At 47.5% G+C, this 13,381-nt stretch carries 14 protein-coding genes; 13 read left to right on the plus strand and 1 reads right to left on the minus strand.

The window, feature by feature from the left end:
* Positions 1–33: 33 nt before the first annotated feature.
* The 7 genes from AC1DE7_RS02265 to AC1DE7_RS02295 all read left to right on the plus strand — a co-directional run bounded on the left by AC1DE7_RS02265 (position 34) and on the right by AC1DE7_RS02295 (position 5,874).
* Positions 34–939 (plus strand): hypothetical protein, encoded by a 906-nt coding sequence (locus AC1DE7_RS02265; protein ID WP_477533654.1) that lies wholly within the window; start codon positions 34–36, stop codon positions 937–939.
* The gene (locus tag AC1DE7_RS02270) at positions 939–1,190 is read left to right on the plus strand and encodes an AbrB/MazE/SpoVT family DNA-binding domain-containing protein (protein WP_105597955.1); all 252 of its coding nucleotides are present in this window, start codon (positions 939–941) and stop codon (positions 1,188–1,190) included. The genes AC1DE7_RS02265 and AC1DE7_RS02270 overlap by 1 nt, the downstream gene beginning before the upstream one ends.
* Before the next feature lie 22 nt (positions 1,191–1,212).
* Positions 1,213–1,656: a hypothetical protein gene (locus tag AC1DE7_RS02275; protein ID WP_477533655.1), complete on the plus strand. Its 444-nt coding sequence runs from the start codon at positions 1,213–1,215 to the stop codon at positions 1,654–1,656.
* Positions 1,653–2,861, plus strand: a complete 1,209-nt coding sequence (locus AC1DE7_RS02280; protein ID WP_477533656.1) for a DUF2800 domain-containing protein — start codon at positions 1,653–1,655, stop codon at positions 2,859–2,861. The genes AC1DE7_RS02275 and AC1DE7_RS02280 overlap by 4 nt, the downstream gene beginning before the upstream one ends.
* A gap of 184 nt (positions 2,862–3,045) precedes the next feature.
* Positions 3,046–3,648, plus strand: a complete 603-nt coding sequence (locus tag AC1DE7_RS02285) for a DUF2815 family protein (protein WP_477533657.1) — start codon at positions 3,046–3,048, stop codon at positions 3,646–3,648.
* Positions 3,649–3,723: 75 nt separating this feature from the next.
* The gene (locus AC1DE7_RS02290) at positions 3,724–3,912 is read left to right on the plus strand and encodes a DUF6877 family protein (protein WP_477533658.1); all 189 of its coding nucleotides are present in this window, start codon (positions 3,724–3,726) and stop codon (positions 3,910–3,912) included.
* An 18-nt stretch (positions 3,913–3,930) separates the two neighbouring features.
* Positions 3,931–5,874: a DNA polymerase family A protein gene (locus tag AC1DE7_RS02295; RefSeq protein ID WP_477533659.1), complete on the plus strand. Its 1,944-nt coding sequence runs from the start codon at positions 3,931–3,933 to the stop codon at positions 5,872–5,874.
* Between the two features lie 77 nt (positions 5,875–5,951).
* On the opposite strand, the gene AC1DE7_RS02300 is transcribed toward AC1DE7_RS02295, so the two are convergent.
* Entirely contained in the window at positions 5,952–6,788 is an 837-nt protein-coding gene (locus tag AC1DE7_RS02300) for an HNH endonuclease (RefSeq protein WP_477533660.1), read from the minus strand.
* A 96-nt stretch (positions 6,789–6,884) separates the two neighbouring features.
* Between AC1DE7_RS02300 and AC1DE7_RS02305 the strand changes: the two genes are divergently transcribed.
* From AC1DE7_RS02305 to AC1DE7_RS02330, 6 genes are all read left to right on the plus strand, one after another.
* Complete coding sequence (locus AC1DE7_RS02305; RefSeq protein WP_477533661.1) at positions 6,885–9,224, plus strand: virulence-associated E family protein; 2,340 nt, start codon at positions 6,885–6,887, stop codon at positions 9,222–9,224.
* Positions 9,225–9,511: 287 nt separating this feature from the next.
* A complete protein-coding gene (locus AC1DE7_RS02310; protein ID WP_477533662.1) occupies positions 9,512–9,793 on the plus strand; it encodes a VRR-NUC domain-containing protein in 282 nt (93 codons plus the stop codon).
* A complete protein-coding gene (locus tag AC1DE7_RS02315) occupies positions 9,790–11,160 on the plus strand; it encodes an SNF2-related protein (RefSeq protein WP_477533663.1) in 1,371 nt (456 codons plus the stop codon). Before AC1DE7_RS02310 ends, AC1DE7_RS02315 begins: the two co-directional genes overlap by 4 nt.
* A 14-nt stretch (positions 11,161–11,174) precedes the next feature.
* The gene (locus AC1DE7_RS02320; RefSeq protein WP_477533664.1) at positions 11,175–11,801 is read left to right on the plus strand and encodes a DUF3310 domain-containing protein; all 627 of its coding nucleotides are present in this window, start codon (positions 11,175–11,177) and stop codon (positions 11,799–11,801) included.
* On the plus strand, positions 11,802–12,266 hold the full coding sequence (locus AC1DE7_RS02325; protein WP_477533665.1) for a sigma-70 family RNA polymerase sigma factor: 465 nt from the start codon (positions 11,802–11,804) through the stop codon (positions 12,264–12,266).
* 202 nt (positions 12,267–12,468) lie between these two features.
* A complete protein-coding gene (locus tag AC1DE7_RS02330; RefSeq protein ID WP_477533666.1) occupies positions 12,469–13,299 on the plus strand; it encodes a hypothetical protein in 831 nt (276 codons plus the stop codon).
* The last annotated feature ends 82 nt before the right edge of the window (positions 13,300–13,381 follow it).

Raw genomic sequence — 13,381 nt, forward strand, 5'->3', positions numbered from 1 at the left:
CGTCAGTTTACCACTGACAGAAAGGATTATGCAATGAAAGTCTGCTACAGGGAAATTAATTTCCGTGCTGAAAGCCTTCGACTCATTGAGAAAGTAAATAGCATCATCAATGAATATCAGGAGATGGGCTACTCCCTCACACTTCGCCAAGTTTACTATCAGTTGGTAGCTCGCGATGTCATTCCGAATAATGAACGTTCTTACAAAAACCTTGGGAATTTGATTTCAGATGGACGGATGTCAGGGATGATTGATTGGAATGCCATTGAGGATCGTACACGTAATCTGCAAGAAAATAGTCATTGGGGTTCACCAGGATCTATTCTCTACTCGGCGGCCCGTTCTTTTGCCTACGATAAATGGGCTGACCAGGATAATTACGTTGAGGTTTGGGTCGAAAAAGACGCCTTGGTCGGAATCGTTGGACAGGTTTGTGAAGAGTTAGACATTCCGTATTTCTCATGCCGTGGGTATGTGAGTCAATCTGAGATGTGGTCCGCAGCCCAAAGGATGAACGATATTGCAGGACAAAAAGAAATCCACATCATTCATCTTGGAGATCATGATCCGAGTGGAAGAGACATGAGCCGTGACATTGTGGATCGCCTGAAGCTGTTTGGGGTTAGTGTAGAATTTCAGCGGATTGCTCTTAATTATGACCAAATCGAGGAATACAGCCCACCCCCAAACCCCACAAAACTAACAGACAGTAGGGCTACAAAATACATTGCAGATTTCGGCTACGAATGTTGGGAACTTGATGCTTTGCGTCCAGATGTTATTGACGGTTTGATTCGGAATGCAGTTACTCAACTTTGTGACTTGGATCTACTGGAAGAAGCGCGAGGCAGGGAGAAAAAAGCCAAGTACGCACTTGAAGCCGTGGCAGATGATTGGCGCAACATTGAAAGTAAATATACCAAGGGAGATGAAAACTGATGAAAGCCACTGGTATTGTTCGCCGCATTGATCATCTTGGTCGCGTGGTTATTCCGAAAGAGCTTCGCACGGTTCATTTTATCGAGGACGGGAGTCCGTTTGAAATCTTTGTCGACGATGACAAGATCATTCTTCGCAAGTACCAACCAGGCTGCATTTTCTGTGGCCAAAGTGATCATTTGCACTTATTTCATGGTAAACACATTTGCACACCTTGTATTACGAAAGCAACAGAGCTTACTAAAAACTAAAACCTATTAGGAGGAATTATACATGCCAGTTCAAATCAATATCACCGGCGCTGATGCAGCCGAATCCCTTCGTGAGCTTTCTGCACTATCCTTTGGTCTTTGTGGCAACGTTCAAGTAGCTGCCCCTGTCGCTCCAGTAAAAGAGGAACCGAAGTCGCGCCGTACTTCTACAAAATCGGATACGGCTAAGCCCGCAGAGGAGAAGCCCGAGGTAACCAAAAAGGGCGAGCCGCAATCTGATCCTGATTCGGACACAGGTTCTGCTGATCCTGATGTGAGTGCGGACGATGCTGAAGATATCCCCGATGATGCTTCTCTTCGGGCAACGGCTATGGACAAGTCAAAAGAGGTAGGTAATCCCAAAGTTAAGGCCCTGCTTGTTAAGTATGAAGTTAAGAATGTTACGGCCATCCCGAACGACCAGCGCATTGATTTCCTTCGTGAGCTGGTAGGATTGTCGAAATGACAGCTCCTGCGCATTCGGAGCGGAAGCATGCCTTATTGGGTGCTTCCAAGGCTTCGCAGTGGATCAACTGCCCACCGAGTGCCAGGCTCACGGAACATATTCCGGATACGCGGAGTGAGTTTGCGGATGAAGGCACTGCGGCCCATGAGTTGTCAGAGCTTCGTTTGCAGCGCCGTTTGACCATCTGCGATTCAAATCGTCGTAAGGATCTGGACCAGAAGATGAAGATCTTCATGGAAACAAATAGATTCTATGGTCCAGAAATGGAGACGGCCGTCACCGAATACTGTGAACTGGTTGAAGAACGGTTTATGGAAGCCAAGGCAAGGTCTGTGGACGCTGCAGTCCTGTTGGAAGCTCAGGCTGACTTCTCGGAATGGGTGCCTGATGGTAAGGGGATCGGTGACGTCGTGTTGATCTCAGACGGGATCATGGAAGTCATTGACCTGAAATATGGTAAAGGTGTTCCGGTTAGTGCCTTTGGAAATCCACAGATTCGCCTTTATGCACTGGGTTCCTGGTCAGAGTACAGCTTGTTCTACGACATTCAGGAAGTTCGCATGACTATTGTTCAGCCACGACTCGACAGTATCACTACGGACACCATGACAGTGGACGAGCTGTTGGCATGGGCAGAGGAAATCGTTCGTCCTGCTGCGGCTCTGGCAGACGTAGGTGAAGGGGAATTTAAGCCAGGCGACCATTGCAGGTGGTGCAAGGTCAAAGGAAATTGCCGTGCCCGTTCTGACGCCAACATGGCCGCCATAACCTACGAATTCCAAGATCCAGCGCTACTTGATCTGGACGAGATCGGGGCGATCCTACCTATTGCTGAACAGCTCCAGGCATGGGCCAAGGACGTTCAAGGGTATGCGTTCGACCAGGCTAAAGCCGGTCAGCGAATACAAGGATGGAAGTTGGTCGAGGGTCGTAGCAATCGTGCTATCACAGACAAGGAAGCTGCCAAGGCCAAACTGATCGAAGCCGGTTATGAGCCTGAGAAGATTATGAAGCCGCAGGAGCTTGTCGCTATGGGAGATCTGGAGAACAAGATCGTGGGCAAGAAGAACTTCGCTTCCATCTTGGGCGACCTGATCATTAAGCCTCAAGGTAAGCCTGTCCTTGTAGTTGAGACAGACAGGCGGCCAGAGCTTAATAGCGTGGAAACTGAATTTGCGGATGAGGATTTCGAGTCCAATGACTGAGCAGTGGGGTGTGTGGAGTAACTGGTCCAAGAAATGGTGCTTTGGGATATCTGAACCTTCTGCCAGAGCTGCACAAAAGGCACTATTCAATAGAATCGGCAAGGATGCCTATAAATGGCGTTTTGAATATAAGAAGATCCCTGTAGTTAAACCAAATAAACCATCTCAAAGGAGAAATGTTCAAATGGCAATCGACAATCAAACAACTAAATTGGTAACCGGTAAGGCGCGTCTATCTTTTGTGAAAGTATGGGAGGCGGAAGCCGATGACTTCGGTAATCTGTGGTATAGCACCGCAATCTTGATTCCCAAAGAAGACAAAGCGACTCTGACCAAGTACAAGGCAATTATTGATGCGCTTAAAGAACAGGCGAAGGCGAAATATGGCGGTAAGCTTCCGAAGGATTTCCACTCACCATTGCGCGATGGGGATGAGGAGGCGGACGAGAAGGGCGATGCCTATGTCGGTCACTACTTCTTCAATGCTAAAAGCAAAAATAAGCCCGGTATTGCTAAACCGATCGGCAAAGACGGTAACGGCAAAACCAAGTTCCAAGAGATTACGGACACCACCGAAGTGTACAGTGGCTGCTATGCCAAAGTCAGTGTGAACTTCTATCTGTTCGATACGAAAGGAAATAAGGGTATCGCGGCAGGGTTGAACAATATTGTGAAGGTTCAGGACGGGGATTTCCTCGGTGGACGCAGTAGTTTGAATGATGACTTTGCCAATGAGGATTTCGATACAGATGATTTCGAGGGTGAGGAAGACGATTTCTTGAACTAATCGATTTTTAGGGGATTCGTGAGGGTCCCCTTTTTTATCCCGAAATATCGCAAACAAAGGAGGCCAAGGGCCTAGATGGAACTGCAAATATCAGAAAATCCGATGCAAGAAATAAACAAGATTACCGACCAGTTACCGTTACCGGTTCTTCAGGATATCAATAAGCGTATCGGTGATTGGTTGGCATCTGGCGGAAAAGAAACAGATCCCTATATCGAACAGCAACTGCGTTTTGCACGCAGATTTATAAAAGAGGACGGATGAACAGAGGAGGGAAGTGCCTTGCTACAAATCGATCTTGAAACGTATTCCAGTATTGATCTGAAAGGTTGCGGTGTTCATCGCTATGTTGAAGCAGAGGATTTCGAGATTCTGCTGTTCGCCTTTGCTTTTGACGACGATCCGGTCCAGGTCATCGACTTAACCGACTTTCAGGATATCCCGAAAGACGTACTGGATGCCCTTCAGATGGACGTGACCAAAACGGCATGGAATGCAGGTTTCGAACGTGTAGCCATTGCCAAGTATCTCGGCATAGCTTGCCCTGCTGAGCACTGGCGCTGTTCTATGGCTCATGCCTACACCTTGGGGCTTCCTGGTTCACTGGATGGGGCAGCCAAGGCTCTGGGCCTTGATGTACAGAAGGACAATAAAGGTAAATCCTTAATCAAGTATTTCAGTGTTCCCTGCAAGGCGACAAAGGTCAACGGCGGGCGTACTCGTAACTATTCGTACCATGACACCGATCGCTGGCAACAGTACGTGGACTATAACCGACAGGACGTGGTGGTGGAGCGTGAAGTGCGTAAGCGGCTGGAGCGGTTCCCGGTTCCTGAACGTGAATGGCAAGTGTGGGCGCTGGATCAGAAGATTAATGATTACGGCATCAGGGTTGATAGCAATCTTGTGGGTCACGCCATTGCTTGTTCAAAGCAATACACAGAACGCCTGCTCATTGAGGCTAAGGAGCTGACAGGAGTCGATAATCCCAACAGCCTGCCGCAGCTCAAAGAGTGGTTCGCCGACCAAGGATTGCAAATTGACAGTTTGAATAAAGACAATATGCCTGAACTGTTGGATGCTGCGCCTACGGAAGAGACCAAACGAATGCTTGGGCTTAGGCAAGAGATGGGGAAAACATCTGTCAATAAATATGATGCCATGAAGCTGGGTACCTGTGACGATGGCCGTGTGCGGGGGATCTTGCAATACTGCGGAGCTAGCCGGACGTGGCGCTGGGCAGGACGGCGTGTACAAATGCATAACTTACCACAGAATCACCTGGAGGATCTGGGGAGAGCGCGCAACGTACTTTCTTCTGGAGATTACGAGTTGCTGGAAATGTTGTACGGTGCACCACCATTCGTACTGTCCGAACTGATTCGTACCTCTCTGATCCCTTCACCAGGGAATCGTTTCATCGTTTCTGACTTCTCGGCAATCGAGGCGAGAGTCATAGCCTGGCTGGCTGATGAGTTGTGGGTACTGGATGTATTCCAAGGACACGGCAAGATATATGAAGCAACGGCTTCGCGTATGTTCGGAATTGACTTCGACACGATTGTGAAGGGACATGAAAATTATAAATACCGTGCATCCGGAAAAGTGGCCACTTTGGCCTGTGGTTTCGGTGGTGGTGCAGCAGCTATGGAACAGATGGACAAGAAGAAAGAGATCCCTGCGGACCAATATGATCCATTGGTTAGACAGTGGCGGGATGCGAATCCACGAATCCGTAAGCTTTGGTACCGTGCAGAGGCCGCAGCCATCGAGGCTGTTCAGACAAAGGGGGCTGTCAAACTGGCTCATGGTGTGAGCTATCGATATGCCAAGGGTATGCTGTTTGCGGAACTTCCAAGCGGTCACAGTTTGTCCTATCCTTCACCCGAGATTAAGCCGGATCCCAAGTTCAACAAAGAAGGATTGTCTTTCATGGCTCCAGATAAGACGGGGCGTATGGTTCGTCAGCGTACCTGGGGCGGAACGCTTGTGGAGAATTTGGTTCAAGCGATTGCACGGGACTGCCTGGCAGAGAGTTTGCTACGAATGGATCGGGCTGGTTTCAATATCCCACTACATGTGCATGACGAGATTGTGCTGGATGTACCGGAAGACATTAGCTCGGTAGAGGAAGTGACTGATTTGATGGGGCAGTCCATTGATTGGGCGCCGGGACTGCCACTAAAGGCAGCCGGCTTTGAATGTGAATTTTATCAGAAGGACTGATTTGAATGAAGCAGCTTGATCTGTTCGCGGGGATTGGCGGACTCAGTTTAGCAGCTGACTAATAAAGTCCATATAAATCAAGATCTGTACCAAAGTTCATACGTTTTTGATGTTCCACCCACAGAACCTGATTTTTCTAGGTTACATGCTTCACAAGTGAGTTGAATGTTTGATACATCATTTCCACCGCTTAGATTTAGAGGGATCATGTGGTCAAAATTTTTAACGGTTAAGCGTGAGACTAAGTTAGTAAGATTAGAATTACAAAACACACAATGCCCCCTATCTCTAAAAAACACAGCATCTTTTACCCAGGCAGGTATACCAGCTCTGTATAACACCCCATCGCGTTTTAACTTGCCAGAAACAAAACCATTATCTTCGTCAACTCTCTGGAAAGAGATATGGACAGAGATTAGCCTGTTAAACTTAAGTAGAAATTCACGATTTAAAAACAAAATATGGAATACCTCAATGGCTAATTTCCTAAGTAGTTCATAGTAAGTGTCGTATAAATAATCATACACATATGAGTGAACTGAATCATCGGCAAAAGTGCTGGTATGTTGATTTTTTTGTAACCATTCTTGAAAACTTATGTGTGTATAACCGTTCTCTCGTAGTGCATGATTAATCCAGAATGGCTTGATTGTAGTGGGGTTTACCATTAGTTTGTTGTCATCTATCGCATTACATTCTTCTAGTAAATTCTCATGGAAAATTCCTTCAATAACAAATCTTATAAACTCATGAAGATTACTATCTTTAGAAAACTTTATTGGGATTGTTAGTCCGATTTGATAAAAATCATCGATGTTTTTCAGATAATCAAAAGAGTTCATTACGACATTATGAATTACATTGGCAAAGTAGTATGTATTGTAATAATTCATTTCAAAGCTACTCGTTCTCATTTTATCACGTCCTAAAAATTTACTAACTACAAGTAATTATTCAACAAGTTTAAAAAAAATCCTTTTTTTATAGTTTCTTTAAGGAGAGCTGGCAGCATGCACGAATTAGACATATCGCTCGGTAAGCACCGCGCAGACACAAGCTGGAAGCCGGAATACTGGACGTGGGACGAGTTTATTGATCGGCTGCGGAAGGTACGGCGGACGGCTGAGACGATGGCAGCCTACGACAAAATGAATGTGCCTGCAAAAGGTAAGGCCAAAGATGGGCCATCATTTGTCGGCGGGCTCATTCTCGGGGGGCGGCGGAAGAAGGAGAATGTCGATTCCCGTAGCCTGATCACGCTGGATGCTGACTTTGCTGATGATGGGTTCTCGTTCGCCGTGGAGCTCATCTTGGGTGGCCGGGCGTATGCGATCTATTCGACGCATAGTCACCGGCCTGATAAACAAAAGTATCGGCTTATCGTTCCTGGGGATCGTTCCATGACCCCTGACGAATACGCCGCTGTCAGTCGCAAGCTGGCGGAGCAGATCGGCATCAATTATTTCGATAAAACCACATTCGACATTCACCGGCTTATGTACTGGCCTTCATGCTCCAAAGATGCTGAGCCGGTACTGGAGATCGGCGAGGGTGATGCTCTGAATGTCGATGAGGTATTGAACCAATATGAGGACTGGCAGGATGTAGCGGCTTGGCCCCGGCATCCAGAAGAAGGCAGGGCGCTACGCCACGTCACTACGAAGGCCCAAGATCCACGGGAGAAGATGGGTACCATCGGTCTGTTCTGCCGGGCCTATAGCATTGAGGAAGGTATCGAAGCTTTCCTATCGGACATATACAGCCAGGGCACGATGACGAATCGGTACACCTATACCCGTGGCTCCAGTGCAAATGGACTTGAAGTATATCCGGATCAGGATCTCGCATATTCGCATCAGGACAGTGATCCCATAAGTGATGGCCGGACATACAACCTGTTTGATCTTGTCCGTATTCATAAGTTTGGTCATTTGGATGAACGTGTGAAAGAGTTTACGCCGGATGCCAAGAAGCCAAGCCACATGGCGATGGAACACTGGGCCATTCGGCTCCCGGAAGTAAACCGGACAGCTGGCGCGGAATTGCATGCTGATTTCGCCGATGTGGATTTTGACGATGAATCTGAACCGGAGGATGACAGTTGGCTAGAAGAGTTGGAACGCCACCATAAGACGGGAAAGTTGCTTCCCACGGCAGGGAATATTGAGTTGATCCTCTCGAATGGTACTTGGAACGACATTCTGGGGTACGACGCATTTGGTAACTCAGAGGTCATTCGTAGGCCGCTGCCGTGGCGTGAAAAAGAGCGCCCAGGACGATCCTATGAGCCGTGGTTGGGTGCCGATGACAAAAGGCTACAGCATTGGTTTTCCAAGGCTCACAGTATTAATAGTGCGAAGACGATTCAGAACGCATTTACGGAAGTGGTCCATCGGAACACCTTTCATCCGATTAAGACCTATATAGAATCCACACAGTGGGACGGTCTGCCTCGTGCGGATAGGCTATTTACTGTTTATTTAGGGGCAGCTGATACCCATTACGTACGTCAGGTGACTCGCAAGATGCTATTGGCAGCCGTTGCACGTTTATATCGGCCAGGGTGCAAATTCGACCAGATGCTGGTGTTGGTGGGTCCACAWGGTGCTGGTAAGAGTTCGTTACTGTCGAAGCTTGGGCGAGAGTGGTTCAGTGACAGCCTGCGGACGTTTGAGAATAAGGAAGCAGGAGAACACCTGCAGTCAGGCTGGATCTTCGAGATCGGCGAGTTATCGGCCATGAAGAAGACGGAAGTAGAAGAGGTTAAAGCCTTCTTGTCCAAGACTGAAGACCGGTACCGTGTTGCTTATGACCGTCAGGTATCGGAGTTTCCACGGAAATGTGTGTTCTTCGGAACGACCAATACGAAGGGGTTCCTGCGGGACATGACAGGAAACCGCCGTTTTTGGCCCATCGAAGTGTTTCCTGATCAGGCAGAGAAAAGCCATTGGGACCATTTAGAAGAGGCGGAAGTGAGCCAAATCTGGGCGGAGGTACTCTGCTGGTTTAAGGCGGGGGAAACCTTGGAGCTGGATAACGAAGGACGCATGGAGGCTGAGCGCCAGCAAGCGGCACACATGGAGAGTGACCCACGTGAGGGGCTTATCCAGGAGTGGCTGGAATCCGAAGAGGTGGACGAGCTTGATCGCCCGTCAGGCCAGTTGCGTCAGCGGGTCTGTGCAGCCCAGATATGGGTGGAATGTCTTGGTAAGCGAAAGGGTGACATGAAGCCCTGGGAGGCAAAAGAGATATGCGACATTATGCGGAAGATTCCAGGATGGCACGAAGGAAAGGGCCGTCTACGCATAGCGGGGTATGGACTACAGACCGTTTTCCACAGAGAAGAGTAGTGTATCAGTAACCTGTATCAGTGATGTATCAGTAAACGGATTACTGATACAAATTATGATCAGTAATCACAGTGACGTATCAGTAAAAATGAAATTACTGATACACCAAAACCCTTTGCAGTATAAGGGATTTCAGGCGGTGTATCAGTAATCACAGTAAATATATCAGTATTAGTAAAAAGAGTAATTAACCTATATATAGGGATACGGAACATGGGTTAAACACACATTCTGTACGCATACGCGTATAGGGTGTTACCACTGATCACCAGATTTTAGGAGGTTATATGCGAGAATCACAACTGGAACGAAAAGCGCGGCTGGCTGTGGAACGGATCGGTGGGAAGATGCCGAAATGGGTCAGTCCTGGGAATCGTGGGGTACCTGACCGCTTGACCATTTTACCCGGAGGGCTAACTGTGTATGTTGAGCTTAAAGCACCGGGCAAGCCACTGGAACCCTTGCAGAGAAAATGGCGAAAGGATCTGCTGGCCCTAGGGCATCGACACTACAAAATAGATTGTGAGGCCGACATTGAGCGGTTCATCCAGGAGGTGATGCCGAAATGAAGTTCATCCCCCACCAGTATCAAGCCTATGCCACGTTGCGGATTCTGGACACGCCTTTCATCGGATTGTTTCTGGAGATGGGTTTGGGCAAAACCGTTTCGACGCTGACGGCCATCGACCAACTGCTGAATGACTACTTTGAGGCCGAGAAGGTCCTGGTTATCGCACCGCTGCGTGTGGCAGACGATACCTGGGCACGTGAGATTCACAAGTGGGATCACCTGGGCCACCTGCGGATTAGCAAAGTACTTGGCAGCGTGGACCAGCGGCGTAAAGCTTTGAAGTCCGATGCTGATATCTGGGTCATTAACCGCGAGAATGTGGAATGGCTAGTTGGCGAATACGGCAGTAAGTGGCCCTTTGACACTGTTGTCATCGATGAGCTCTCCAGCTTTAAGAACCATCAATCCAAGCGGTTTAAGGCGCTTCGCCGGATCCGGCCTATGATCAAACGACTGATCGGATTGACTGGCACGCCAGCCCCGAACAGTCTTCTGGACCTATGGGCTCCTGTGTATCTGTTGGATCAGGGAGAACGACTTGGAAAAACCGTATCTGCCTACCGGGATCGGTACTTCGTTCCAGGTGAACGTAGTGGACATGTCGTGTACAACTGGAAGCAGAAAAAGGAATCTGAGGATCGGATTTACGAGGCGATTAGTGATATCGCAGTTAGTATGAAAGCTGAAGACTGGCTGGAGCTGCCTGAGCGGATAGATCGAACGGTAACTGTGCGCTTGGCAGGTAAAGCCGCTGAGCTGTACAAGAAGCTGGAGCTGGAGTTGCTGATTGAATACGCAGATGCAGATGTCGTGGCCCAGACCGCAGCCGTACTGAGTAACAAGCTTCTGCAGATGGCAAGTGGGGCCGTCTATGACGAGGATCGCGGGGTTAAGGAGATTCACGAAGCCAAGCTTGATGCTTTGGAGGATGTGATCGAGGCGTCCAACGGCAAACCGGTCATGGTGTTTTATAACTACCAGCATAGCCTGAGCCGGATCCGGGAGCGATTCCCACAAGCCCAGATCCTGCGAAAGGGTAAAGATGGCAACGAGGATATCCGGGCCTGGAATAACGACGAGATCCCGCTGCTTCTGCTTCATCCCAAGTCAGCAGGGCATGGACTCAATCTTCAGGAGTCCAGCTGCCGAACCGTTGTCTGGTTCGATCAGATATGGAGCCTGGAAGAAGATCAGCAGGCCAATGCCAGGGTTCACCGGCAAGGAGTTAAACATAACATTGTCGTTGTCCGGTTAGTGGCTGAAGGCACGATGGATGAGGATGCTGTAGCAGCACTGGAGCGTAAAGCCACCGGACAAGATGCTTTGATGGACGCCGTGAAAGCCCGGATTGAACGGATCAAATAGAGAGGGTGAGCCCTTTGAGTAAATGGCATTATGGCATTCCCAAGCGAGAGAACGAATTGAGAGCAACGTGGAGCGCACCAGTAATCCCAAGTAAGCTGACACCTGAAGAACTGGAAGAGATCCGGCGAAAGTACCCAGCAACGAAGACCGATAAGGCATTCAAGAAGCCGATGGAATTAAAACCAAAGCCAAGGGAAAAGGAGAATACCGATATGGCGAAATCAGCATTAACCCGTGAATACATCGAGGAGCAGTTCAAGCTTGGTTTGACGGCCAGAGCGATCGAAGAAAAACTTGGTATGAAGCAAAACACCTTGGCGTATCACCTGAAGAAGCTAGGGATAACTAATCCGAACCCACGGAAAAAAGAGCAGAAGCCTAGTGTACTGCAGGAAGCAAAAGAGCAGCTGAGAGACGTACAGCCTCCGGATCCTGTTAACAATCCGCAGCACTACACGTTCGGTGGGATCGAGACAATAGACTATATTCAGGCCAAACTTGGACAAGAAGCTTTCCAAGCGTTCTGCTTGGGAAACGTGTTGAAATACTGCAGCCGGCATAATCATAAAGGTGGCACGGAGGACTTGCGTAAGGCCCGTTGGTACTTGGACCGGATCATTCAAGCAGAGAAGGTGAACTAGATGACAACCACGACTAAAGCAACGTGGATTGAGACGCTGATCAGTCAATATGCAACGGATTCCCGAGCATTGGACAAGTACCGGAAGAGTCTGGATCTGAATGATCTCCAAGAGGCGAAAGAGGCGGATACGGTCTCTGAAATGCTATCGGACATGAGATATGCCCTCACCTGGTTAAAACGCGGGAGACGGCCAGGCAGCCGCCGTGGCGTCGAGATTACGGACGTGTATCGGCAACGGGAGATATATATCAAGCTATCTGGCCAGGAGATCACCGATGCTGAACGACTGAAGCTGGTGGATGCCCTATTGGCTCTGAGTGATCGGGAGCGGACATGTTTTCTGCTTCACATGGCACAAGGGTTGACGCTTCTGGAGATTTCGTCTAAACTAAATCTATCAAAACGGTCAGTGCAGGAGTATGTTGCACGGGCTAAGGACAAGATTTCAAAAGAATTTTTGTGATCGTGTCGTACGTACTGTCGTACAACGTGTCGTACAACTGACCCACTATACGTATGTCTATAACAGGGCTCTCCATTTCGGAGGGCTCTTTTTTGCGTTTCATTAAATGAGACCAGACTTGAAAATTGTCTTCTTTTTGATATAATTTTACCCTAGAATTCATTAACTCTAGCAGATAAAATTATATAGGGGGTAGATCTGATTGCAGTCTCCAATCTGGCTCTTAGTCACTAAAGATGCAATTAACATTTTGTTTTGGTTTGTAAATATTGCTTTTTTTGGTGTTACTGCTGTACTTGGAATTAAGACTTATATTTCAGCCAAAAAAACCATACTACAGCCTATTAAAACAGAGATTTTTAAAGAACAAGTAAAAGAGTTTTCAAAAATTCTCAATTTCTTCAATGCAAAAAAAGAAACCAAAATTAGAGAGGATTTTGCAATTGAAAAATTGTATAGGGCCAATGTTCTAGCATTGTTAGATGAGTATGCCAAAACTTTTTTTGATTATGAGGTTGATATTGATAAAAGACCCTATAATAAACAAGATTGCCCTTCAACTTTGGTTACAAAAGCAGGAATGGAAAAGTTTTTTTCGTTGGTTGACGACGACTCCAAATCAGAAGTCGCGGCAACAAGAAACGATGAAAGACCAGACCCTAGGGTAAGAGCGGCATTATGGGCGGACTACGAATGCTTTATGCTACATATTCCAAAAGAGTATTCGGAAAAATTAGAGGAGTTGAATTTTATAAAATCATCACCTCTTCTAACAAAAGAGAGTGTCAAATTAATCGAAAATTTTGAAAAAGCATTGTCTGAAAATCGTGAAATATTGATGAATACACTGACAGAGGTGTCTAAAGAGCTTCCACACAGATATCCATCGCAGAAGGCACTTACGGGAGCGACTCACTACTGGGTTTCAAATAAGTACAATGCTAAAGTGCAATCACTTGAGGAGCCAGCAACTAAAATAATAGAGTACATAAGAAACTACTACAAAGTTGATGAAATTTTGGAAGTCAAATAGGTTCCTGAAATACTTAACTTAAAAGATTGGCATCCTTCGGGGTGCTTTTTCTTTACATACGAATACATTAGCGGAGGTGGTG

It is taken from the genome of Paenibacillus sp. 10L310, assembly GCF_056395745.1.

Excerpts from the sequence above, each read along its gene's own strand:
- AC1DE7_RS02265 (WP_477533654.1), top strand. The coding sequence starts at position 34 with ATGAAAGTCTGCTACAGGGAAATTAATTTCCGTGCTGAAAGCCTTCGA.
- AC1DE7_RS02270 (WP_105597955.1), top strand. The coding sequence starts at position 939 with ATGAAAGCCACTGGTATTGTTCGCCGCATTGATCATCTTGGTCGCGTG.
- AC1DE7_RS02275 (WP_477533655.1), top strand. The coding sequence starts at position 1,213 with ATGCCAGTTCAAATCAATATCACCGGCGCTGATGCAGCCGAATCCCTT.
- AC1DE7_RS02280 (WP_477533656.1), top strand. The coding sequence starts at position 1,653 with ATGACAGCTCCTGCGCATTCGGAGCGGAAGCATGCCTTATTGGGTGCT.
- AC1DE7_RS02285 (WP_477533657.1), top strand. The coding sequence starts at position 3,046 with ATGGCAATCGACAATCAAACAACTAAATTGGTAACCGGTAAGGCGCGT.
- AC1DE7_RS02290 (WP_477533658.1), top strand. The coding sequence starts at position 3,724 with ATGGAACTGCAAATATCAGAAAATCCGATGCAAGAAATAAACAAGATT.
- AC1DE7_RS02300 (WP_477533660.1), bottom strand. The coding sequence starts at position 6,788 with ATGAGAACGAGTAGCTTTGAAATGAATTATTACAATACATACTACTTT.
- AC1DE7_RS02310 (WP_477533662.1), top strand. The coding sequence starts at position 9,512 with ATGCGAGAATCACAACTGGAACGAAAAGCGCGGCTGGCTGTGGAACGG.
- AC1DE7_RS02315 (WP_477533663.1), top strand. The coding sequence starts at position 9,790 with ATGAAGTTCATCCCCCACCAGTATCAAGCCTATGCCACGTTGCGGATT.
- AC1DE7_RS02325 (WP_477533665.1), top strand. The coding sequence starts at position 11,802 with ATGACAACCACGACTAAAGCAACGTGGATTGAGACGCTGATCAGTCAA.